This window comes from Acidovorax sp. CCYZU-2555 (assembly GCF_018413525.1).
GTDB lineage: Bacteria > Pseudomonadota > Gammaproteobacteria > Burkholderiales > Burkholderiaceae_C > Comamonas.
In genome coordinates this window covers 66,468-89,513 of sequence record NZ_JAHCDD010000009.1, presented here as the reverse complement: position 1 = coordinate 89,513, position 23,046 = coordinate 66,468, and the positions used below count along the sequence as shown (strand labels likewise).

23 protein-coding genes are annotated in these 23,046 nt (G+C 60.8%); 20 read left to right on the top strand and 3 right to left on the bottom strand.

Annotated features, from left to right (window positions below):
• Nucleotides 1–53: 53 nt before the first annotated feature.
• From KHY18_RS05015 to KHY18_RS04930, 19 genes are all read left to right on the top strand, one after another.
• Nucleotides 54–434 carry a TcpQ domain-containing protein gene (locus tag KHY18_RS05015; RefSeq protein WP_249728924.1) on the top strand — a complete coding sequence of 127 codons (381 nt, stop codon included), beginning with the start codon at nt 54–56 and terminating at the stop codon, nt 432–434.
• Nucleotides 434–1,402 (top strand): VirB8 family type IV secretion system protein, encoded by a 969-nt coding sequence (locus KHY18_RS05010; RefSeq protein WP_213294998.1) that lies wholly within the window; start codon nt 434–436, stop codon nt 1,400–1,402. The genes KHY18_RS05015 and KHY18_RS05010 overlap by 1 nt, the downstream gene beginning before the upstream one ends.
• A complete protein-coding gene (locus KHY18_RS05005) occupies nt 1,399–2,172 on the top strand; it encodes a TrbG/VirB9 family P-type conjugative transfer protein (RefSeq protein ID WP_213294996.1) in 774 nt (257 codons plus the stop codon). The genes KHY18_RS05010 and KHY18_RS05005 overlap by 4 nt, the downstream gene beginning before the upstream one ends.
• Before the next feature lie 104 nt (nt 2,173–2,276).
• Nucleotides 2,277–3,452 carry a TrbI/VirB10 family protein gene (locus KHY18_RS05000; RefSeq protein WP_213294994.1) on the top strand — a complete coding sequence of 392 codons (1,176 nt, stop codon included), beginning with the start codon at nt 2,277–2,279 and terminating at the stop codon, nt 3,450–3,452.
• Between the two features lie 15 nt (nt 3,453–3,467).
• On the top strand, nt 3,468–4,508 hold the full coding sequence (gene virB11, locus KHY18_RS04995) for a P-type DNA transfer ATPase VirB11 (protein ID WP_213294992.1): 1,041 nt from the start codon (nt 3,468–3,470) through the stop codon (nt 4,506–4,508).
• A 57-nt stretch (nt 4,509–4,565) separates the two neighbouring features.
• Nucleotides 4,566–5,372: a lytic transglycosylase domain-containing protein gene (locus KHY18_RS04990; RefSeq protein ID WP_213294991.1), complete on the top strand. Its 807-nt coding sequence runs from the start codon at nt 4,566–4,568 to the stop codon at nt 5,370–5,372.
• A 38-nt stretch (nt 5,373–5,410) separates the two neighbouring features.
• Entirely contained in the window at nt 5,411–5,848 is a 438-nt protein-coding gene (locus KHY18_RS04985; protein WP_213294990.1) for a TrbC/VirB2 family protein, read from the top strand.
• Nucleotides 5,849–5,855: 7 nt separating this feature from the next.
• Nucleotides 5,856–6,149: a VirB3 family type IV secretion system protein gene (locus tag KHY18_RS04980; RefSeq protein ID WP_249728917.1), complete on the top strand. Its 294-nt coding sequence runs from the start codon at nt 5,856–5,858 to the stop codon at nt 6,147–6,149.
• A gap of 15 nt (nt 6,150–6,164) precedes the next feature.
• Nucleotides 6,165–6,917, top strand: coding sequence for a hypothetical protein (locus KHY18_RS04975; protein WP_213294987.1), 753 nt, complete (start codon nt 6,165–6,167; stop codon nt 6,915–6,917).
• Nucleotides 6,918–6,939: 22 nt separating this feature from the next.
• On the top strand, nt 6,940–8,022 hold the full coding sequence (locus KHY18_RS04970; protein WP_213294985.1) for a TrbL/VirB6 family protein: 1,083 nt from the start codon (nt 6,940–6,942) through the stop codon (nt 8,020–8,022).
• Entirely contained in the window at nt 8,019–8,534 is a 516-nt protein-coding gene (locus KHY18_RS27410; RefSeq protein WP_502768292.1) for a DUF4189 domain-containing protein, read from the top strand. Before KHY18_RS04970 ends, KHY18_RS27410 begins: the two co-directional genes overlap by 4 nt.
• Before the next feature lie 319 nt (nt 8,535–8,853).
• Nucleotides 8,854–9,462 (top strand): hypothetical protein, encoded by a 609-nt coding sequence (locus KHY18_RS04960; protein ID WP_213294979.1) that lies wholly within the window; start codon nt 8,854–8,856, stop codon nt 9,460–9,462.
• Nucleotides 9,459–10,865, top strand: a complete 1,407-nt coding sequence (locus KHY18_RS04955) for an XVIPCD domain-containing protein (protein WP_213294976.1) — start codon at nt 9,459–9,461, stop codon at nt 10,863–10,865. Before KHY18_RS04960 ends, KHY18_RS04955 begins: the two co-directional genes overlap by 4 nt.
• A 43-nt stretch (nt 10,866–10,908) precedes the next feature.
• The gene (locus tag KHY18_RS27245; RefSeq protein WP_283771286.1) at nt 10,909–11,034 is read left to right on the top strand and encodes a hypothetical protein; all 126 of its coding nucleotides are present in this window, start codon (nt 10,909–10,911) and stop codon (nt 11,032–11,034) included.
• On the top strand, nt 11,031–11,477 hold the full coding sequence (locus KHY18_RS04950; protein ID WP_213294973.1) for a lysozyme inhibitor LprI family protein: 447 nt from the start codon (nt 11,031–11,033) through the stop codon (nt 11,475–11,477). Before KHY18_RS27245 ends, KHY18_RS04950 begins: the two co-directional genes overlap by 4 nt.
• Before the next feature lie 29 nt (nt 11,478–11,506).
• A complete protein-coding gene (locus KHY18_RS04945; RefSeq protein ID WP_213294969.1) occupies nt 11,507–13,099 on the top strand; it encodes a peptidoglycan-binding domain-containing protein in 1,593 nt (530 codons plus the stop codon).
• A 67-nt stretch (nt 13,100–13,166) separates the two neighbouring features.
• A complete protein-coding gene (locus KHY18_RS04940) occupies nt 13,167–13,487 on the top strand; it encodes a TrbM/KikA/MpfK family conjugal transfer protein (protein WP_213294966.1) in 321 nt (106 codons plus the stop codon).
• 82 nt (nt 13,488–13,569) lie between these two features.
• The gene (locus KHY18_RS04935; RefSeq protein ID WP_213294964.1) at nt 13,570–16,062 is read left to right on the top strand and encodes a VirB4 family type IV secretion/conjugal transfer ATPase; all 2,493 of its coding nucleotides are present in this window, start codon (nt 13,570–13,572) and stop codon (nt 16,060–16,062) included.
• Nucleotides 16,063–16,321: 259 nt separating this feature from the next.
• Nucleotides 16,322–17,998: a type IV secretory system conjugative DNA transfer family protein gene (locus KHY18_RS04930; protein ID WP_213294961.1), complete on the top strand. Its 1,677-nt coding sequence runs from the start codon at nt 16,322–16,324 to the stop codon at nt 17,996–17,998.
• 77 nt (nt 17,999–18,075) lie between these two features.
• On the opposite strand, the gene glmS is transcribed toward KHY18_RS04930, so the two are convergent.
• A complete protein-coding gene (gene glmS, locus KHY18_RS04925; RefSeq protein WP_213294959.1) occupies nt 18,076–19,983 on the bottom strand; it encodes a glutamine--fructose-6-phosphate transaminase (isomerizing) in 1,908 nt (635 codons plus the stop codon).
• Between the two features lie 143 nt (nt 19,984–20,126).
• Between glmS and KHY18_RS04920 the strand changes: the two genes are divergently transcribed.
• Nucleotides 20,127–20,606: an Lrp/AsnC family transcriptional regulator gene (locus tag KHY18_RS04920; RefSeq protein WP_213294956.1), complete on the top strand. Its 480-nt coding sequence runs from the start codon at nt 20,127–20,129 to the stop codon at nt 20,604–20,606.
• 7 nt (nt 20,607–20,613) lie between these two features.
• On the opposite strand, the gene KHY18_RS04915 is transcribed toward KHY18_RS04920, so the two are convergent.
• Together KHY18_RS04915 and glmU are read right to left on the bottom strand one after the other, a co-directional pair.
• Nucleotides 20,614–21,423 (bottom strand): sensor histidine kinase, encoded by an 810-nt coding sequence (locus tag KHY18_RS04915; RefSeq protein WP_213294953.1) that lies wholly within the window; start codon nt 21,421–21,423, stop codon nt 20,614–20,616.
• On the bottom strand, nt 21,423–22,859 hold the full coding sequence (gene glmU, locus KHY18_RS04910) for a bifunctional UDP-N-acetylglucosamine diphosphorylase/glucosamine-1-phosphate N-acetyltransferase GlmU (protein ID WP_213294950.1): 1,437 nt from the start codon (nt 22,857–22,859) through the stop codon (nt 21,423–21,425). The genes KHY18_RS04915 and glmU overlap by 1 nt, the downstream gene beginning before the upstream one ends.
• Between the last annotated feature and the right edge of the window lie 187 nt (nt 22,860–23,046).

Here is a 23,046-nt window from a genome sequence, read left to right as displayed (position 1 = left end):
GTGCGCGCGCCCCAGGCCTTCGATGGGGGGCTCCGGTCTCTGCCATCTTGGCCATGGCGCTGACCGGGTGCAGTGCCCCCGCGCCCAAAGACTACGGTGGCTCCTGGACGCCGGTGAACAGATTTCAGAGCGCACCGACAGAAATCCCGCTATCCCCTGCCTATACCTTCTACGCTTCGCCGATGGATGCGACGCTTAGGACCATGCTCACGCGCTGGGCCGCCGACAATGGACTGCAGCTGATCTATCAAATAGGTTCCGACTTCACGCTCCATCAGCCCGTGGCGCGGGTTCGTACCAACGATATCCAGGCCGCTGTGAGTCAGCTGAGTGCCATCTATGCGCCACAGGGCATCGTCATTGTGGCTGACAGCAAGCAAATCGTGGTTCAGCCTGCAGCCACTCCTGCACCCGACGCAGTAGGGTTGCCCTGATGTTCAGCAAGAACCCGTCGACCTCGAAGATCGATGAAGCAGTCACCCATTCAGTCAACTTTGAGCTCACCGTGGCGGACCTGGTACGCCGCAGCGAGAAACGCGCCTGGCGGGTAGCTGGCAGTTCCGTGGTCATGTCGCTTGTGCTGCTGAGCGGCTACTTCTACATGCTGCCGCTCAAGGAAAAGGTTCCCTATCTGGTCATCGCCGATGCGTATACCGGTACCAGCACAGCGGCACGCCTGACCGACGACGCGAGCTTGCAGCGCATCACCACAAGCGAAGCGATCAATCGGAGCAACGTGGCGCATTTCGTGATGGCTCGCGAGGCGTACGACCTGGCACTCACCAACCTGCGCGACTGGACCACGGTGCTGACCATGTCGGCCCCTCAGGTCGCCGGGGGCTACACCAACCTGTATTCCGCGCAGAACCCGGCCAATCCGTACAAGCTCTATGGCAAAGATCGGGCCGTCCGGGTCCGCATCCTGAGCATCACCTTGATGGGCGCAGGGGCCGGCGAGACCCCAAAAGGCGCAACGGTGCGCTTCCAACGCAGCCTCTACGACAAGCAAAGCGGCGTCACCCAGCCGCTGGACAGCAAGATCGTGACCCTGGCCTTCACCTACAAGGCCAATCTGAAAATGAACGAGCAGCAGCGGATCGAGAATCCGCTCGGCTTTCAGGTCACCGACTACCGGGTCGATAACGACTACGCATCGGCTCCTCCAGCGGAAATCGCCACCAACGCCAGGCCCGCGGAAAGCGTGCCGGCGATATCGGGCATGGAAGTGCCGCAGAACGCCAACGCAACCCCTAACCCTGCAGGCATGGCCACTGCCGGCCAGCCTGTGCAGACTGAGATGCCACCCACTCCACCACCACCCAACCTCGGGGTGCCTGGCGCCAATACGCCCACCGCACCGGTCGCGCCTACGGGCGTCAATCAGGGAACGCGCAACCGATGAAATCACAGTTCACCCACCGTCGATGGGCGCTGGCAATTGCTTGCACAGTTGTCGTCTGCGCCGCATCGGACGCCTTTGCGCAAACCGTCCAGATCTATGAATATCAGCCCGAACGCATCTACACCGTGCGAGCGGGCTTGGGCATCGCCACTCAGATTGAATTGAGTCCCGATGAAAAAATCCTGGACTACAGCACCGGCTTCAGCAGCGGGTGGGACCTGAATCGGCGCGACAACATCTTCTACCTGAAGCCCAAGAACGTCGATGTGGACACCAACCTGATGATCCGCACCGCGACCAACTCCTACATCTTCGAACTGAAAGTGGCTGCGACTGACTGGCGAACTCTGGAGCAGGCGCGAAACGCGGGTGTGCAGTACAGGATCAAGTTCAGCTATCCGGCCGACACCAGTTTCTCCAAGGAAGCCAGGAAAGCCGCGGAGGCGCCGGCGCTCAACACCGCACTGCTCAAGGACCGAAGCTACAACTTCGAGTACGACTATGCGACCAGCAGCGCCAAGGCACCCTGGTTGATCCCGGTCAATGTCTATGACGACGGCCGTTTCACCTATCTCAAGTTGAGCGACCTCACTCAGTTCCCGACGGGTAACTTCCCGACCGTCTACATGCGGCAGAACGAACGCGACGAAGATTCCGTGGTCAATACCACGGTCGAGGGCAGCACCCTCGTCGTTCACGGGACCTATCCCTACCTGGTCATCCGCCACGGCGAAAACGTCGTGGGCCTTCGAAGGAACACCGTCAAGTGAACCCACAGCCCCCTTCCCAATCAGGCGACTCCACGCATGACCGTGACTGGCAGGAGCCTGCAGATGGCGGCAGGCCCGCTGCGCAGTCCAATCCCTATTCAACGATGTTCGAGCGGCCCGGCAGCCCTCCTGCGCCCGACCTCGATGCGGCCACCCCCGAGCTGAGGTCAAGCGACATGCAGCGCATGAACCGTCGTGCCCTCGTTTTCATGGCGGCGCTGGTACTCCTGCTTGGCCTTGCCGCTATCTGGATGCTCAGTAACGTCATGCGGCCAGAAAAGGTGCTAAAGCCCAAGGAAGAAGTGGTCATGATTCCTGCGGCCCCGCAGTTGCCGCCGCCACTGCCCCAAGCACCCATGCCGCAACCGGTCGCGCCTATCCCCCTTGCCCAGCCCACGCTGCCGCCGCTGCCGCCGCTGCCGCCCTCTGGGCCGCAGGAGCCCCCCGCCCCGCGAGGACCCACGCTCATCGAGCGTCGCATGGCCTCGAGCGCAGGCACCGTCGCGGTCGGTACGGCAGAAAGCACCCAGCCCACACCACAGAGCCCATACCCTGGCATGACTCCTGGAATGGGCATGCCCGGCATGGCTGGAATGGGCATGCCGGGCGGCAACGGGCAGGAATTCGCGCCCAACAACGCATACAGCGCCAAACCGCTGCCATCTGTTTCCAACGCACAGCAGCTGACCCATGCCAACGTGCTGATGCTCCGTGGCACCTATATTCGCTGCGTGCTGGAGACACGCATCATCAGCGACATCCCGGGCTTCACGTCCTGCGTCGTGACTGAGCCGGTCTATTCCGTCACTGGCAGGCGCCTGCTGCTGCCCAAGGGCTCCAAGGTGCTTGGCAAGTACGACACCGAACCCAACGGCCCACGCGTTGCAGTCATCTGGGACCGGATCGTCACCCCGACCGGCATAGATGTGAGCATGGCAAGCCCCGGCGTCGACAATCTGGGCGGTTCCGGTCACCCCGGCCACCTCGACCAACATTGGGGGCAGCGCATCACATCGGCCCTGCTGATCAGCATGTTCTCTGACGCCTTCAAGTACGCGGCAGCAAAGAACGGCCCCGATACGACAACGGTTACGAATGGCGGGTTTGCGGTCCAGTCGCCGTATGAGAGCTATACGGCTCAGACGTTGCAGAGCCTTGCCAACCAGGCTGTTCGCCGCAACGCAAATCGCCCGGACACAGTCACGATCAACCAAGGCACCGTCGTCAACGTCTACGTTGCCAAGGATGTCGATTTCAGCGCCGTGGTTGCGGGCTTCTGAGAAAGCGTTCCCCGCATGACAGAAGAACTCGTTGCAGCCGTCTCGAATGAATTCCTGGACTACCAATACCAGGTACTGGGCATCCGTGAGTTCATGCAATCGCCCGATGTCACGGAGATCTGCATCAATCGACCAGGCGAGGTCTATCTCGAGAACCGCTTCGGCTGGGAGCGCGTCGAGGTGCCGTCGCTCACATCGGCGCGCGCCTTGCAGTTCTGCACCACCGTGGTCAACGAGAGCAATACCGGGCAGCGCATCACCGACGCCAACCCGGTCGTCTCGCTGACCTTCCCGACAGGACAGCGTGCTCAGTTCGTCATTCCACCGGCGGTCGAGGCGGGTCAAGTGTCCATCACCATCCGCCTTCCTGCCAAGCAGACGCGCACCCTGGACCAATACCAGCAGGAAGGCTTCTTCAACGAATTGCTCGACGAAACGGCAGGCATTGACCCGCAGGACAAGGAGCTGATGGCGCTGCGCGCGGCGCACCGCTACGCAGACTTTTTCAAGCAAGCGGTCATCTACAAGAAGAACATCGTGGTTTCCGGCGCGACGGGCAGCGGCAAGACCACCTTCATGAAGTCGCTCGTTCATCACATTCCCCCCAGCGAGCGCCTGGTCACCATCGAAGACGCACGCGAACTCTTCATCGACCAGCCCAACGCCGTGCACCTGCTCTACTCCAAGGGAGGCCAGAGCACCGCCAACATCACCGCCAAGAGCTGCATGGAAGCGTGCCTGCGCATGAAGCCTGACCGGATCATCCTTGCGGAGTTGCGCGGTGACGAGTCGTTCTACTTCATCCGCAACTGCGCCTCGGGCCATCCCGGCTCCATCACGAGCTGCCACTCGGGCAGCGTCGAGCAGACCTGGGACCAGTTGGCCCTGATGGTGAAGGCCTCGAGCGAAGGCGCCGGACTCGAATTTGCCACCATCAAACGATTGCTCATGATGACCATCGACATCGTCGTGCACATCAAGTCCCATTCGGGCAGACGCTACATCACAGGCATCGATTACGAGCCCGGCCGTCACGCAACGGCCGAGACCTCGTAGCCCTGCCGCTCACCTCAACCGACAAAGAGCAACACCGTGTTCCCAGGAATGGAAATCTTGGCCTGCCCCAACCTCGCTGTCCCGGCGCAGGTCATGCGGCATGTCGTCCATGTCGAGTCCAGCGCCAATCCGTTCGCCATTGGCGTCGTCGGCGCGCAACTCGTTCGGCAGCCCAAGACGCTGGAGGAAGCGGTTGCCACCGCAAAAATGCTTGAATCCGGCGGATACAACTATTCGCTGGGTGCGGCGCAAGTCAATCGGGTCAATTTCCGCAAGTACGGGTTCGACAGCCACGAAAAAGCCTTCGACCTGTGCACAAACCTGGCCGCAGGCGCCAGCATCCTGGCGAATTGCTACACCAGTGCCGGCGGGGACTGGGGCAAGGCTTTCAGCTGCTACTACTCTGGCAACTTCGTGACCGGGTTTCGCGACGGCTATGTGCAGAAGGTCTTCGACTCGATCAATCGAGGACAGGCGGTGGCGAACGCCCCATCAGCAGTCAAAGCCATTGCGCTGCGTGCGGGCAGCACGCCGTTGCGTGCAACACCCACTCCCGCTGCCATGCCGGCAGCTCCTGCTCGCGCCCGCGCAGAGGCGCAAGAGCTCACCACGGCGCAATCGCGGATCTCGATGCGGGTGGTGCCGATGGCCCCCTCCGCGCCCACGGCAGCGCCCGTGGCGGAATCGATACCCAGCGTGCCCGTCACGCCGGTTACAACGTCGCCGGCGCCGCCCGGTGCCGTGGTCAGGTCCGATGTCTTCGTACCGCAAGTGCGGCTTCCTTCGGCAGGCAATGCGCCCGCCAGAACTGCACCCGCCGTTTCTGTAGACCAGCCCACCAGCGACAGCGCTTTCGTTTTCTGACCTTCCATTCACTTTATCCAACAGAGAGCAAATCCAGTATGCAACGCCACCCCAATGCCTTCCCGTCGCGCGCCAACCGCGCTTTTGCGCACCAGCAGGCGCTTCGCAATGCCGCCATTGCAGCCCTGGTCATCGTTCCCTGCCTGGCCATGGCGCAGGTCGGCGGTGACCTCACCAGTGCCACTTGCGGCGTGCTGGGCAAAGTCAAGACCTTGCTGAATGCGGTGTCGATCATCGTGGTCACTATCGCTGTCATCTTCTCGGGTTACCAGATCGCTTTCGCGCACAAGCGCATTGGCGACGTGGCGCCCGTGTTCATTGGCGGGCTTCTGATCGGCGCGGCCGGGCAGATTGCCAACATGCTCATCGCCACCAATACCAGCGACGCGGGCTCTGGCTGCACCGCCGCGAGCCTGATGATTGAGCCCCTGACCGGCTTCGCCGGCCTCGTGCAGGCAATCGGCCAATATGCATAAGAATCCGATGTTTCGCGGCTGCACCCGCCCGCCCATGTTCATGGGCGTGCCCTACGTGCCCTTCTTCATTGGCGCGGGTGGATGCATGTTGTTGGCGATGTACTTCGACCTGCTTTTTTTGGCGCTGATCCCCGTGGTGATTCTGGTCATGCGCTTGATGGCCCAGCGCGACGAGTTGATCTTCCGGCTGCTCGGGCTGCGCCTGCAGTTCCGTACCCGCGTGCGCAACATTGAGCAGCATCAAGGTATGTGGGTGTTCACGCCCAACGTCTATCGCGGGCAATCCAAAGACAACTTCTAAGAGACGGGAGCCACCATGAAACAAATCAAGATCCATCGATTTCAAGTGGCGGCCGCCCGGATCGTTCTGGCCGTGGCGGCCATCAGTGCATCGACCCATGCTTCCGCACAAGTCATCGTGAATGACGTGATCGGCGTGGGCAAACAGATTGCCGAATACGCGGAGCAGGCAAGGCGGTGGGGCGAAACGGCGGCGCAATACCAAAGGCAGATCGCGGCCTATCAGCAGATGGTGTCGACCATCTCCGGTTTGAGCATCCAGAGCCTGCTGCCGCAGCAGCCGCTTCAAAGACTCGACGAGGGAAGACTGGCGGAGCAAGCCTGCCCGGGCTCCGGGAGCATGGTCAACGACGTTCTTTCCGCAGTGACGGGTGTCGACTTGAATGGGCCAGTTGTACAGAACGCTCAACGCCTCTGCGTAATGACGACCAAGCTCAAAGTCAGGATGTACAACGAGAATGTCGAGCGTGCCAATCGTCTTATCGTTTATGACAGTGGATTGAAAAGGGTCGTCAATCTCATTGACTCGCTCACTGGAAGCGCCAGCTCCAACGGCAATACCCAGCGATTGATTCTGGAAACAGCGCAGAAAGATGCACAACTCAAAGTGGAAATGGAAAACTACGCTGCCAATATGGCGGCGTATGAAACCTTGCTGAGAACGCTCGAGAACCAGCAGTCCATTCTCGCCAGGGCTTCGCTCAGAGGCAAAGCATCCCTGCTGGGCAGCGTCACGCAAGCCGCAGCATTCGCCACCGCTTTTCGTTGAGCCCAGCGTCTGAACGAACATCATGGATTTCATTTACTTCGCGCTCATCTACTCCTGGCTGACGGAAAAGATCGATACATTCGGTTCAAGCCTTGTGGTCCGGTCGATGCAATTCGCCACTTCGATCGCACTTGCCCTCTTGACCGTATGGATCATCGTCCAGGGCTTTCGCATCCTCACCGGGCGCTCGCGGGAGTCGATGATGGGCATGGTCAGCGACATGGGCCGCGCGGCGGTCATCGTGGCCGTTGCCACCGTCATGGCGATCGGCTCGCTGGACTTGCAGCAATTCTTTGGCGAAGACCTGGCTCGCAACATCAACTCGCTCGTCACCGGCTCCAACGAATCGCCCAGCAGCAACATCGACCGTAATCTGGCGTACACCCAGCTCGCGATGGGTGCGATCGAAGCGATCTCCGTACCCGCAGGCGATGCTGCGGGCTCCAATGCGCAGAGCCGTGCATCGCTGATCGCCATGCTGGGCGTGGCCGGCCCGCCGATGACGGCTGGCGCCATGCTGCTTATGTACAAGGTGGCGATGGCTCTGTTCATCGGGCTGGGGCCGCTGTTCATTCTTTGCCTGATCTTCGAGCAAACCAAGTCGATGTTTCACCGCTGGCTGATGTACGGCCTGGCTACGCTGTTCTCGCTGGCAGTGCTCAACTTCATGGTCTCGATCGTGCTGGAGTTGACGCTGCGGGTAGCCGCGGCGATGTGGGCGTCGACAGCGATCAACGCGATCACCGGTGCCAATGCCGAAGGCTTTACGAATCAGGCCTTGCAGCAAGGAGGCATTGGCTTGCTGATGACCGTTTTGTTGGTGAGCACTCCACCGATGGCCGCAGCGTTCTTTGGTGGCACGATGGGGCAGTTCATGAGCTATGCACAGGTGAATGGGGGCGGTTCCGTGAACCGCCCGGGGCCGCAGGGACAGCCTCCCGGATCTTGGGGAGGGTTTGGGCCAGGGGCACCCGCGACTGCGCCAACGCAAGCTCGCCCAGTCGAGAGCCAAGCAGGCAATAGTGGAGGGTTCAACCGTCCAATCACTCAAGCGCCCGCTGCGGACACCATCAGGCCATATCAAAGCGAAGGAGTTCGCACATGAGGTTTGTTTGCATTTTCAGCGCGCTGGTTTGGTTTTCGTGTCTGAGCTTGGGAGCACATGCCGAAGGAAACTGCCCGGCAGGGTCCTACCCGATTGGTGGAAAAGCGGTAGCAGGATGTGCTCCCATACCTGGTTACGGTAACGGTACTGGTGCCGGGAACCAGCAATCACCAACCCCTCCAGCTGCCATATGGGAAGACCGATGGGGCGCGATGGCGACAGATGAGCCACGCGGCGTTTTAGGTGCGGTTACCGGATTCTCAAATGAACAAGCCGCCCAACGAGCGGCGCTGAGTGACTGCAAAGCCAAAGGCGGCATCAATTGCTCCCTGACCAATTCTTACAAAAATGGCTGTACTGCTTTAACCGTCAGTGACTCGAGCTTTTACTATGGCGCCGACACCACGAAGGAGATCGTAGCTTCCGACGGAATGCGCGCATGCACCGAGGCGGGGAAAAAGAATTGCCGCACTTACTACACCGCGTGCAGCCCCCCGGTTCGCATTAGATGAGGCCCAGGCCTGACACAAGCTTCGATTTTCTCGAAAAACCTACCATGTATCGCAATGACGCCGACTCAACCGCAGAATGGGTGAATCGCCTCACTTACTTCTTGGCACAATAAATATCATCAACCAGGCTTCACCATTTAATCCACCAGCGCAAACACGATATTATTGAAGACACGCCCCATACTGGCCGTCAAACTACCACGCTGATTAATCCGTCTGCGGCAAACTGGTGCGAATTCAATAGAATCCGTGCGCCGCGTCAATTTCCATCGGCCCAATCAAGCGCCCATAGCTCAAGCGCATTGCAGGTAACATCGTAATGAAACGCCGTTATGCCACCGCCCTCTTCATTCTTTCAACCATCGCTGCTCCTGCGTTTGGAAAGTCCATGAAACAACCCAACATCAAGCTCAATCCGCATCCCAAGATGCGCTACGAAATCACGCTGACCATCGAGGACGCACCGGGGCCGTTCGATGCTGTGGAGGGGTCTGCAGGCTATGAAGTAGCGAATCGCGATTGCGTGCCGCGCGCGCCTTTCAGCGGGGCAAAGTTGACTCCCAATAAAAATGTGCCGATGGCATTGACCCATGTGAGCGACAAGGTCCACAAGGGCGAGCTCTATGTCGATCTGTTGACGGATGAGGACTACTTCGGGCTGGGCCTCTGCCGCTGGTCCATGCCTTTCGCTGACTTCGATCTGCAAATTGGAAACCTGGCGTTCGCTCACTCCATCTCCCTTGAAGACATTCTGGCTGGCAAGTCAGTTACGCGGTACTTCAATAAGATTTCTTATGTCAGCGAGGACGCGAGGTCACCAAAAAGCGACCACCCGCGTGTCAGCAGTGGCAACGCAAGCCGGGCCGAATTCAAGGATCCGACGAATACCTTCTCGATGACACTCTCGGCCAAGGAGAAATTCCAATGACGATCAAGTCCACGGATTACGCGCTGCTGGCACAGGATTCGTACAACCATCGTGAACCCAAGAAGGAAGTCATATTGGGCGAAGTGGCGTACAAGATTCTTGACCATGCCGACAACCCCAGAACCGGTTTTCAGGCAACGGCCTATCAGCGGGTAGATTCGGGTGAAGTCGTCATCGCCTATCGCGGCACCGAGTTCGATCGCGAACCTTTGCGCGACGGCGGCGTCGATGCCGGCATGGCGTTGGCGGGTGTCAACGCACAAGCGGGCGATGCCAGTGCTTTCACGACAAAGGTGCTGGCGCAAGCCAAGGCCGAGGCACTGGAAAGCGGCAAGCCCTTCGATGTCACCGTCACCGGACATTCGCTGGGTGGCACGCTGGCCGAGCTGGAAGCGCACAAATTCGGTCTGCAGGGCGAAACTTTCAACGCATATGGTGCAGCCGGGCTGCTGCATGGCGTTCCGCGAGGCGGCAACCAGGTCATCAATCACGTTCGCGCCGGCGATCCGGTGAGCGCAGCCAGTACGCATTTCGGCGAGGAGCGTGTTTACGCAGTCCAGCAAGATATCGACACACTAGGCAAGGCCGGCTACCGCGAGGGTGGCGGCGCTCTGAGTGCGCGCAACCCCATCAAGGCGACGGATTTTGATGCGCATTCGATCGACAATTTCGTGCCTGACAGCGATATGCTGGGCCGCTCGATCATTTCGCCGGAGAACGTGGCACGCTATAGCGCCAATCACGGCATGATCGACCGCTACCGCAATGACATACACAATGCCCGCGCCATAGTTTCCGCTCCTCTGCAAACCGGAATTCAGGCTGGTCAGACCATCGGCCACGGCGTGAATGCCGTTGGCCGGGCCGCAGGACAGGTCTATGACGCAGCACGCGACAGGGTGGAGACAGGTGCTCGTCGGGTCGGCGAAGCACTGGAGCGCACCGGAGAAGCGGCGCGCGAAGGCGCCTCCCGCATCATCGACAAGGTAGGCCATCCAGGGTCGTGGTTTGGCAGCATGAACCATCCAGAACACCCCGGCAACGGGCTCTACATGCAGTCCCTTCAAGGGATCGAGAAGATCAATGCCCAACACGGCATTGCATCCGATCAGCGCACCTCCAATGCCGCCGGCACGTTGGCTGCAGCGGCTTACCAATCAGGGTTCAAGCAGGTCGATCATGTGGCGCTGGGTGAGAACGGCAACAAGCTCATTGCGGTGCAGGGTGTGCCAGGCTCGGCGCATTCCAAGGTGACCCATGTGCCCACCGTGCAAGCCATGAACACCCCGCTTGAGGAGAGCTCCATCAGCTACCTCCAGGCGATGAACAAGGATGCGCAGCGGCAGGTTGCATTGCCACATCAAATCCAGCAACCACAGCAGCAGCCGAACATGTCGGTCTGAGGCGCGGCCTGGCGTTGCTGGTGCCGTCGTCTACCAGCAACGCATGACGACGCCGGACCTCTCCATCGTCTTCGCCGTGCCGCCGAAGACAGCTCAGGTGACGCTGCTCATACGCCTGAGCAAACACTTTCTTTCAACCCTTTGGCCCATCGAGGTTGGTATCGCATGAAAACAGCAACCAGGATGTTCCTCCTCAGCTTCGCGCTCTTGGTGTATGGCCCTGGCGCAATGGCGTATGAAAGCACCGCTCAGGTCATCAAACGTCAAGCGCCCACAGGCATCAGCAATATGTTCTATGAATGCGTTGAAAAAGCGGAATCAGACGATATCGCTCTCGCTTCATGTCAATCTGCGGAAAAGAAACGGCAAGACGCGCGATTGAACGCTGCTTATAAATCGCTGCTCAGCACGCAGCGCGGCACGGCCAAGGAAAAACTGATACGCGCCGAGCGCGCCTGGCTCGAATTCCACAACACCAGCAAAACCTTGGAGTCATCACTTTATGGCAGCGAAACGGTGAGTAGTTTTCAAGTCATGCAGCAAGAACTTTTTCGTCTCTGCGGGCGCGCCAATGTTTTGGAAGAATATTTGTCGATCGTGAACGATCGGTAGCCGCAATTTGTTACTCAATGGAGCAGACCATGGCCAATCAAGATGACAACACCGCCAGCATCACCGACATCGATACTCACGATGTCAACTCGGTTGCTGGAGCCACTTATTTCGTTGTGGGTCGTGGCACCGAGGGAGGCGCGTCCTCTTTTCATCTCTCCATTGCCGGTGTAACGGTCAACAAGTCGGAACCCGATTGGGGAGATGTCGATTCGGTTCGAGACAATAGCGGCTACTCACTTGGCACAATTCAAGTCGACTTCGGTCAGCGCGGTACATGGGCGCTCGGTGCGGTCGCGGGTCGCCCCCTCAAGCCTGGCGAGACCACCTACGTGGATGCCGTCGTTGACCAAGCCGCGAAGTATGCCCAAGCGCATGGCCTTGCGTTCACTCAAGACAAGGCGAAACTTCGCGAAGATCTGCTGAGTCACGGTGACGGCCAGCGTTTCATCGGCGAAGGAAAAAACCGAAAGGCAGACCCCCGCACGCCGCTCGTCTATATCGATGAGGACACTCGCGACAGCATCAATGCTTGGGCATCTTCCTCGGAAGGCCAGCAGTGGATCCACAAGAACATCGATTTTCCGCAGGTGAAGAACGCGACGCAGTCCGCCATGGACCTGCTGGACAAATACGGAGAAAACATCTCTGCAGATCGCCGCCTGGAAACCATCGCCATTCTGGCAAAGACGGAAAACCAGATGCCGTCACAATTGAGAAAGCTTGAGCGAGTCCTCAAGGACGGCGGCGACTACGATGATGTGCTTGCAAAGGCCAACGAGATCAAGAACAGGTACAGCGCTTATGACGGCCCGAAGGCTGCGGCCATCGCCGAAAACTACAAGAATGCCTACCAGGACCCAGAAAAGGCTGCAGCACTTGATCGCGCCCAGACCAAGGTAAGCGATGCGAACTTCGATCCCTCCAAATCGGCCAACGACCCGGACATTAATGCTGCGCTGAAGGCGATTCATCCCGGAAGACGACAGCATGGCGTCAAGAGTCCCGACGCCGATGTGAGCGAGCTTCAAACCAAGCTCGCCCAATTGGGTTACACAGGCAGTAACGACAAGCCCCTCGTGGCTGACGGGCACATGGGTGACAACACCCGACACGCCATCAAAGCTTTTCAGCACGACCACCATCTCAAGGAAGATGGCGTGGCAGGCCCGGCCACTTTGAGGGCCATCAATGCCAAGCTCACGGAGCAAGCGTTGATACCAAGATCGCAGCAAGATCCGCAGCTTCAAGACAACCCGTTGTTCAAACAGGCCCAGAGCGCTCTCCAAAGGGTCGATGCACAGTTTGGCCGCACGCCTGATCAATTGACCGACAACGCCGCTGGCGCAGTCGCGGTGTCCGCTCACCGAGCCGGCCTGACGCGCATCGACCATATCGAATTGGGCGGTGTGGACAACAGCAAGATATTCGCTGTGCAAGGCAAGCTGGGGACGGCGCATTCGAAGGTTATCGACGTGCCGACGGTGGATGCCATGCACACACCTATTGCGCAAAGCGACAAGGCCTTTGCGCAAGCTCAGCAGCATTCGAGCGCGACTCAGCAGGCACCACAGGTGACACCCCCCACACCACAACAAGCGGCACCGGAGTTTTCTCGCTGAGCCACCTCTATGGCAAGTTGCCCGGGAACAAGCACTTCAGCGAAACCCGCGCAGGAAAGTATTGATCATGAAACTACGCACTATTTCCCGCTTTTTCGCGCTGGCTTCGGCTTTGGGCTTTGTCCTGACCGCCCCTGCTCGCGCCCAGGCGCCGGACCCTTGTTCGGTCTTTCTTTGCATGGCCAGCGTGTCCGGCTTTGGCACGCCAACTCCGGCCTGTGCACCGCCGATCGCTGTCTTCCACAGCATCCAAATCTGGAGTCCCGCGTTCAACCCGTCAGCCACGGCGGCGGCACGCCGGGCATTCCTGATGGCATGTCCAGGCGCTGCCGTACCGAATCAGCCCATCCTGGAAGCCATCATCGCGCAGTGGGGCTACATACCTTGACTGGCACCGCCCGCTGACCCATAGAAGCATTTGCTTCTAGGACTTTGCGGGAACACTGCCACCCCCCCATAGAAAGCTACCCATGTCCACGCCGCCCTTCAGTCCCGACACGCCCATCAGCGAGTTCATCCCTTTCTCCACGCACGTCTCTCCCACGGTGCTCAAAACGACGGGCGGCGACTTCTTCCTGACCTGGCGGCTCGACGGACTGCCTTTCGTCGGCCGCGAGGAATGGGACATCGAACACAAGCACAACGCGTTTAACCGCATGATGCAAACGCTGCGTGCGCCAGACTTCACCAACGTGGCTTTCTGGGTGCACGACATGCGGCGGCGCCGCCGCGTGAACGACGCCAGCCGGTTCCAGGACGCGTTCAACCAGTCGCTTTCCGATGAATACTTCAAGGCGCTCTCAGCACAGAAGCTGATGCAGAACGAGCTGTACCTGACGATGATCTATCGCCCAGTGGTGACTGGCAAACGCTTCGTTGAAAAATCCACCGACACCTCGCGCCTCGCGTCGGAGCAGCAACAGGCCATCGACAAGCTGCTCGAACTCGCCGGCAACATGGAGGCGGTGCTCAAGGACTACGCACCGGTTCGCCTGCGCATGTATGAGGCGCCGAACGGCATCGTCTTCTCCGAAACGCTCGAATTCTTCGGCTACCTGCTCAACCGCGTCGAAGAGCCAGTTCCGGTGCTGAAGGCACCGGTCTACCGTTATCTGCCCATCAGTAGACAGCGCTTTTCGGCCAAGTCCGGCGACTACGTGCTCACCGCGCCCGACGGCACCAACCACTTCGGCGCTCTCCTCAACATCAAGGAGTATCCCGACGGCACGCACCCGGGCGTCCTGAACGGGCTCAAGTACCTCGATTTCGAGTACGTCATCACCCACTCCTTCAGCCCCATGGGGCGGCACGACGCGCTCAAGGCGTTGGAACGCACCAAGGGCATGATGATCTCCTCGGGCGACAAGGCCGTGAGCCAGATCATCGAACTCGATCAGGCCATGGATCAACTCACGTCCGGCAACTTCGTGCTCGGCGAGTACCACTTCACCATTGCGCTCTACGCACCAGATCAGGCCACGCTCGCCCAGCACATTGCCACCACGCGCGCCGAACTGTCAAATGCGGGCTTCGTCTCGGTCAAGGAAGACCTCGCCGTCACCGCCGCGTTCTATGCGCAGTTCCCCGGCAACTGGAAGTACCGCACGCGACTCGCGAACGTCAGTTCGCTCAACTTTCTGGGCCTGTCGCCGCTGCACAACTTCGCGAGCGGCAAGCGCGACAACAACCCGTGGGGAGCCTGCGTCACCACGCTGCAGACCGTCAACGGGCAGCCCTACTACTTCAACTTCCACGCCACGCTGCCTGGCGAAAACTCGTTCGGCGAGAAGGCCATCGCCAACACCATGGTGATCGGCAAGTCCGGCACCGGCAAAACCGCGCTCATCAACTTCCTGCTCAGCCAGATCCAGAAGCTGGACCCGGCACCGACCATTTTCTTCTTCGACAAAGACCGCGGCGCCGAGATCTTCGTACGCGCGTGTGGAGGCAACTACCTTTCGCTCGAGAACGGCCAGCCCACCGGCTTCAATCCGTTCCATTGCGAGCGGACCGAAGCCAACATGCATTTTCTGAGCGACCTCGTCAAGGTGCTGGCCGGCAAGGCGGTCTATACCTCGCGCGAAGAAGAAGAAATCTACCGCGCCGTCGAAGCCATGCTCGATACGCCGATGCACCTGCGCAACATGACGAACTTCCAAAAGAGCCTGCCCAACATGGGTGATGATGGACTCTTCATCCGACTGCGCAAATGGACTGCCGGCAATTCGCTGGGCTGGGTGTTCGACAACCCCAAGGACACGATCGACCTGCAGAAGGCCAACATCATCGGCTTCGACTACACCGAGGTGCTCGACAACCCGGAGGTGCGCGTGCCGGTCGTCAACTACCTGCTGCACCGCCTCGATGCGCTGATCGACGGCCGCCGCCTCATCTATGTGATGGACGAGTTCTGGAAGATCCTCGACGGCGGCGGCGCGCTCAAGGACTTCGCCAAGAACAAGCAGAAGACCATCCGTAAGCAGAACGGCATGGGCATCTTCGCCACGCAAAGCCCTGAGGACGCGCTGGGCAGCGACATCTCCGCCGCGCTCATCGAGCAGACGGCCACCATGATCCTGCTTCCCAACCCCAACGCCAGCCGCGAGGATTACATCGACGGCCTGAAGCTCACCGAGTCGGAGTATCAGGTGGTGATCCGCCTGGACGAGCGCTCGCGTCGCTTCCTTGTCAAGCAGGGTCACAGCTCTTCGGTGTGCCAGCTCGACCTGCGCGGCATGGACGACGCGCTGTCGGTCATCTCCGCCTCCACGGACAACATAGAAATCATGCACAGCGTGCTGCGTGAGCGCGCCCAGGCCGAAGGCGTCTCGATTGACGACCTGCTGCCCCAGCACTGGTTGCAGGACTTCTACGACAACCGCAAGGGCATGGGCAAACGCGCCTCTTTGCCCGACGAACCGCAGGCGTTCAAGATCCCGCCGCGTCCGCGCTTGATCGCCTAGCCGCAAGCGTTCAATGAACCAGAACAAATTCCGGGCCATTTGATGTGATTGAAAGGTGGCATTTATGACTCGCCGCGATATTCCCGGCGACTCGAAAAGCACTTTCCCAATCAATATCAGGGGCGAAGGGAATTTCAAATGATACTCAGATTACGCATCAATTACAGAAAAACCAACTGCGCACCATGATTCAACGGTCATTCCCTTTGAAACGCAAAAATAAGTCTGCATCAACACTGTCAACAATGAGTGATATTCGATGAAAAATGCCAAGTGGGCTTGCGCCGCCCTGATTTTCGTCCTTGCACTATTTGCAGGTATTTATCTGTCTGGCTGGCTCATCCTCTTTCTTCTCAAAGTCGACATCCATGCACTGAGTTTGAGCACCTATCTGGATTACTGGAGGGCACGTGATCTCGCAGCGTATCGCCCCTTTGCAAAGCAAATTCATTGGGCAGGCTACATCGGCTTTGGTGTCCCCGCGCTCGTCTGGCTGGGTCTGCTGGCACTGCTCGTCAGGACCAAGGCCAAGTCGATTCATGGCGACGCCCGTTTCGCCACCAAGGCAGACCTGGGCAAACGTGCCATGTTCAAACCAGCGCCCAATGCGATCTTGGTCGGTAAATTGGGCGGCCGACTGGTTCGTCTGCCAGGCCAGCAATTCGTCATTCTTGCGGCGCCGACACGCTCGGGTAAAGGCGTGGGCATCGTCATTCCCAATCTGTTGGAGTACAGCGAATCGATCGTGGTGCTCGACATCAAGCAGGAAAATTACGAACTCACCAGCGGATGGCGTGCAAAACAGGGCCAGGAGGTCTATCTCTTCAATCCCTTCGCGGAAGATAGAAGGACGCATCGCTGGAACCCGCTCACCTATGTCTCCACCGACCCGAACTTTCGGGTGTCCGACCTGATGAGCATTGCGGCCATGCTGTATCCGGATGGTGCTGCCGATCAAAAATTCTGGGTCAGTCAGGCGCGCAACGCTTTCATGGCGTTCTCGCTGTATCTGTTCGAGAAATGGGAAGACGATGGCAGGCATGGACTTCCAGAGTCGATCCGCACAGCGCGCACGCTTGGGCAGATCTATCAACTGTCGTCGGGCAACGGTGCGGACTTGCGCAAGTCCTACGAGGACATGGCGGCGGCGCCGTTCTTGAGCGGCAACGCGCAATTGGCATTCTCCAACCTGCTGTCGCAAGCAGCGGAAACCTTCGCCTCAATTCTTGGCACATTCAAGGAACCGCTCAACGCGTGGATCAATCCGGTATTGGACGCTGCCACCAGCGCCGACGACTTCCTGCTGACCGACGTGCGCAAGAAAAAGATGACGATCTACATCGGCATCCAGCCCAACAAGCTCGCGGAGAGCCGGCTGATCGTCAATCTCTTCTTCAGTCAGTTGATCAACGTGAACACTAAAGAGCTGCCGCAGAACAACCCGCAGTTGAAGCATCAATGCCTGCTGCTGATGGACGAATTCACCAGCATCGGCAAGGTGGACATCATTGCCAACGCCGTGAGCTACATGGCCGGCTACAACATGCGGCTGCTGCCCATCATCCAGAGCATGGCCCAACTCGATGCGACCTATGGGAAGGAAGTGGCACGCACGCTGATCACCAACCATGCGCTGCAGATTATCTTTGCGCCGCGTGAACAGCAAGACGCCAACGACTATTCCGATATGCTGGGCTACACAACCGTGCGCAGGCAGAACGTGACCCGCGGCCGGGAAACAAGTCGCAGCGAATCGGAAGAACGACGCGCCCTCATGCTGCCGCAGGAGCTGAAAGCCATGGGACCAGACACCGAAGTCTTTCTCTACGAAGGCCTGCCGCATCCGGTGAAATGCGACAAGATCCGCTACTACCAAGACAGCTACTTCACGCGAAAGCTGCTGCCCAAGGTTGTGATTCCAGCCCTGTCGATCTGAACTCGGCGCTCAGCGAGCTGAATCGCGCCGGGTTTACGACTTTATTCACCCGTAACAGCTGCCCCGGGTCCCGCACCTCACTCCACCGTCACCGACTTCGCCAGATTGCGCGGCTTGTCGACGTCGGTGCCGCGTGCGCAGGCCGTGTGATAGGCCAGCAGCTGCAGCGGAACCACATGCAGGATGGGGCTCAGCGCGCCATAGTTCTCGGGCATGCGGATCACATGCATGCCTTCGGCGCTGGCGATCTGCGTGTCGGCGTCGGCCAGCACATACAGCACGCCGCCGCGCGCGCGCACTTCCTGCATGTTGCTCTTGAGCTTTTCGAGCAGCGCGTCGTTGGGCGCCACGGTCACCACGGGCATGGCGCTGGTCACCAGGGCCAGCGGGCCATGCTTGAGTTCGCCCGCGGGATAGGCTTCGGCGTGGATGTAGCTGATTTCCTTGAGCTTGAGCGCGCCTTCGAGCGCGATCGGGTAGTGGATGCCACGGCCCAGGAACAGCGCGTTCTCGCGCTGCGCGAACTCTTCGGCCCAGCTGATCAGCTGCGGCTCCAGCGCCAGCACCGCTTGCAGTGCCACCGGCAGGTGGCGCATGGCGGTGAGGTAGCGCGCTTCGTCTTCCTCGGTAAGGCGTCCCTTGCTTTGCGCCAGCGCCAGCGTCAGCAGGAACAGGCCCGCGAGCTGGGTGGTGAACGCCTTGGTCGAGGCCACGCCGATTTCGACGCCGGCGCGCGTGATGTAGGCCAGCTCGCATTCGCGCACCATGGCGCTGGTGGCGACATTGCAGATCGTCAGCGTGTGCTGCATGCCCAGGCTTTGCGCATGGCGCAGCGCGGCCAGCGTGTCGGCGGTTTCGCCCGACTGGCTGATGGTCACGACCAGGGTGCGCGGGTTGGGCACGCTGGTGCGGTAGCGGTATTCGCTCGCGACTTCGACCTGGCAGGGAATGCCGGCGATGCCTTCGAGCCAGTACTTGGCCGCGCAGCCGCTGTAGTAGCTGGTGCCGCAGGCCAGGATCAGCACATTGTCGATTTCCTTGAACACGCGCCAGGCCGCGGCGCCGGCCTTGCCGTGCACGGCAGCGCCGTCGAACAGCTCGGGAACGATGCCCAGCACGCCGTCGATGGTGTCGGCGATCGCGCGCGGCTGCTCGAAGATCTCTTTTTGCATGTAGTGGCGGTAGGGGCCGAGTTCGGCCGCGCCGCTGTGCGCGTGCACGGTGCGCACCGGACGCTGCTCGGCGGTCAGCGCTTCGCCGGCCTTGTCGAACAGCCAGTAGCGACCGCGCTGCAGGTCGACCATGTCGCCCTCTTCGAGGTAGACGATCTGGTCGGTCACGCCGGCCAGCGCCATCGCATCGCTGGCGACGAAATGCTCGCCGCCCTCGCCCACACCCAGGATCAGCGGCGAGCCCGCGCGCGCGCTGACCAGGCGTTCGGGTTCGTCCTTGTGCATCACGGCCAGCGCATAGGCGCCGTGCAGCTGGGCGACCGCGGCCTTGAACGCTTCGAACAGGTCGCCGTTGTAGAGGCTGTCGATCAGGTGGGCAATGACTTCGGTGTCGGTCTGGCTGACGAACACATAGCCCTTGGCCTGCAGGCTGGTGCGCAGCACTTCGTAGTTCTCGATGATGCCGTTGTGCACCAGCGCCACGCGCGCGGCCTGGCCTGGCTGGGCTTCGCCCGGGCCGAAGCTGAAATGCGGGTGGGCATTGCGCACCGCGGGCTCGCCATGCGTCGCCCAACGGGTGTGGGCGATGCCGGTGAAACCCTGGAGGTCTTCTGTCTGCACCTGCTCGAGCAGCTCGGCCACGCGGGCCGTGCTGCGCGCGCGCTGCAAGCCGGTGCTGCGCGTGTGCGATGCATCCAGTGCATGCACAGCGACGCCGCACGAGTCATACCCGCGGTACTCGAGCCGCTGCAGGCCCTGGACCAGCACGGGAACGATATTGCGATGGGAAACGGCGCCGACGATGCCACACATAGAACTTGCTCCTGAAGAAAGAACGGCGATGCTATGCTTGCCAGCGGGAAATATTTAATCGTTTTTCATTGATTAATGAAATTTAATTTTCACACACAACAAAAAGGAAATTAAATTCCACAAAAACAAAGGATATGAAATAAATGATCGATGACATAGACCTTCAGTTGCTGGATTTATTGCAACGGGATGCAAGCCTGAGCAACCAGGCGTTGGCCGAACGCGTCAATGTCTCGCCGCCGACCTGCCTGCGCCGCGTGCGCCGCCTGCACGAGGAAGGCATCATCGAACGCCAGGTGGCCCTGCTGCAGCCCGAGCGCCTTGCCGCGCTCGCCGGCCACGGTCTCACGGCCTGGGTCGAAGTCACGCTGGACCGCCAGGACGCGCAGTCGCTGGAGCATTTCGAAGCCCGTGCGGTGGCCGAAGACGCGGTGCAGCAATGCTGGCGCGTATCGCCCGGCCCCGATTTCATGCTCGCCACCTGGACACGCGACATGCCCGACTACCTTGCGCTGACCCAGCGACTGTTCACGCAGGACAGCAATGTGCGCAATGTGCGCGCTTTCTTTGCCACCAAGCGCGCCAAATTCGAGACCAAGATACCGCTGGCGCCAGCGCGCTGACGCGGTTTTACTCGGCTGAAGGGGCAGGCCAGTCGACGACCACGGTACAGCCCTGCCCAGGCGCGCTCTGGAGCGCAATGTCGGCGCCATGCAGGCGTGCCGCGGTCTGCGCCAGCGCCAGGCCCACGCCCACGCCGTCGAACTCGGTTTCACGGTGCAGCCGCTGGAACAGTCCGAACACCTGGCCGGCACGCGAGCCATCGCAGCCCACGCCATTGTCCTGCACCTGCCAACGCAGCCCGCCGCCGGGCAGCGTCTCGGCATGCAGAGTGATCTGCGGCGCCGGCTGAGCGCGCGAAAACTTGAACGCATTGTCGAACAGCGCGGCCAGCATGGGGCGCAGCAGCTCGGGGTCGGCCTGCAGCAGCACGGGCGCCACGGGCAGGCGCCACTGCACCTGCGCCGCCGCGGGCTCGGCCTCCACCAGCGCGGCGCGCACTTCGGCGGCGATGCGTGCCAGATCAACGGTCTGCCGGCGCTGCGACTCGCGCAGCATTCCCGCAACCTGCAATACGCCATCGAGCATGCCTCCCATGCGCCGCGCGGCCTGCTCCATCACGCCCATGAACTGCTCGGCTTCCTGCGCATCCGCGCCCTGCAAGCCGGCCATATGCAAGGTTTCGCGCAGCAAGGGCGTGTACGAAGTGATGTGGCGCAGCGGCGCGCGCAGGTCGTGCGACAGTGCGCGCAACCAGTCGTCGTGGCTGGCGCGCAGCGCGGCCAGCTCCTGCTCGCGCTGCGCCAGCAGGGCCAGCGCCTGGGGCAGGTCGGTCGGGAGCGACTGATCGGAGGGAACGCTGGAGGCAGGTTCAGGCATCATGGTTTGGGTAGTTTGCTCGGACGTTTCCAGTTGACGATATTGGCTTGTCGGCCACGCGCAACACCCAAGGTGCCCGCGGGAACATCCTTGGCAATCGTCGAGCCGCCACCGACGGTCGCGCCCGCGCCTATCGTGACCGGCGCCACCAGCACGCAGTTGCTGCCGATATGCGCATCGGCCTCGATCACGGTACGGTGCTTGTTGACGCCATCGTAATTGGCCGTGATGCTGCCCGCGCCATAGTTCACGCGCTCGCCCACCGTCGCATCGCCGAGGTAGGCGAGGTGATTGGCCTTGGCGCCGTCGGCCAGCGTGCTGTTCTTGACTTCGACGAAGTTGCCGATATGCACTTCGCGGCCCAGCTGCGCGCCGGGGCGCAGGCGCGCGAACGGGCCGACCAGCGTGCCGTCGCCCACGGTCACGCCCAGCTTTTCGCCATCGATGTGGGTGTAGGGGTGGATCACCACGCCCGCGCCAATGGTGGCGTTGGCGATGCAGCAGTGCGCGCCGATCGATGCGCCCGCGCCTAGCGTCACCGCGCCGCTGAAGATGCAGCCGATGTCGATCTCGACGTCCTGGCCGCAGGTCAGCGCGGCAGGTGCGCCGCTACGCTTGTCGTCACGCAGATCGAAGCGCGCGGGATCGGCCAGGCGCACGCCCTGCTCCATCAGCTTGTGCGCCTGGCGCAGCTGGTGGGCGCGCTCCAGTTCGGCGAGCTGCACCGGGCTGTTGACGCCCGCAACCTGCAGCGCATCGTCGATGCAGTGCGCGACCACGGGCACGCCGTCGGCCACGGCCATCGCCACGATGTCGGTCAGGTAATACTCTTTCTGGGCGTTGTCATTGGTCAGGCGCGCCAGCCAGGCGCTGAGCAGGCGCGCGGGCACGGCCATGATGCCGCTGTAGATTTCGGCGATGCGGCGCTGTTCTTCGCTCGCATCCTTGTGCTCGACGATGGCCTGCACCGCGCCGGCGGGCGTGCGCACGATGCGGCCGTAGCCGGTCGGGTCGGGCAGCGTCACGGTCAGCAATGCCAGACGGTCGCTGCCAGCGGCGTCGACCAGCGCCTGCAGTGTCGCGGCTTCCGTCAGAGGCACATCGCCCGACAGCACCACGGCCACGCCGTCGTCACGCAGCAGCGGAACCGCCTGCTGCACCGCATGGCCCGTGCCCAGCTGCGGCTCCTGGCGCACGAACTCGAGCGCAAAGCCCGCGGGCCGGGCGCTGGCAGCTGCCGAGATCGCGGCCTCGACTTCCGCCGCGCCATGGCCGGTCACCACCACCGCACTGCGCGCGCCAAGATGCGCGGCCTGGTCCAGCACATGCTGCAGCAGCGGCCGCCCGGCGAGGCATTGCAAAACCTTGGGAAAGCGGCTTTTCATGCGCGTGCCCTTGCCCGCGGCCATGATGATGAGGTCCAGTGATACTGTCATTTGATTGCTTGTCGTGATCGAGAGGTTGCGCCCGAGGGGCACAGACATGGTCCGAATTATCGCGCCCGGGCTTTGACCGCACGCCCCCGCAGCAACCCGCGATAACGACAAACAAATATCTTTTACATTTAAGCAAGACACTGGCACGCCACCTGTGCGCCGCGCCGCCGCATCCGCCCTGGAGCTG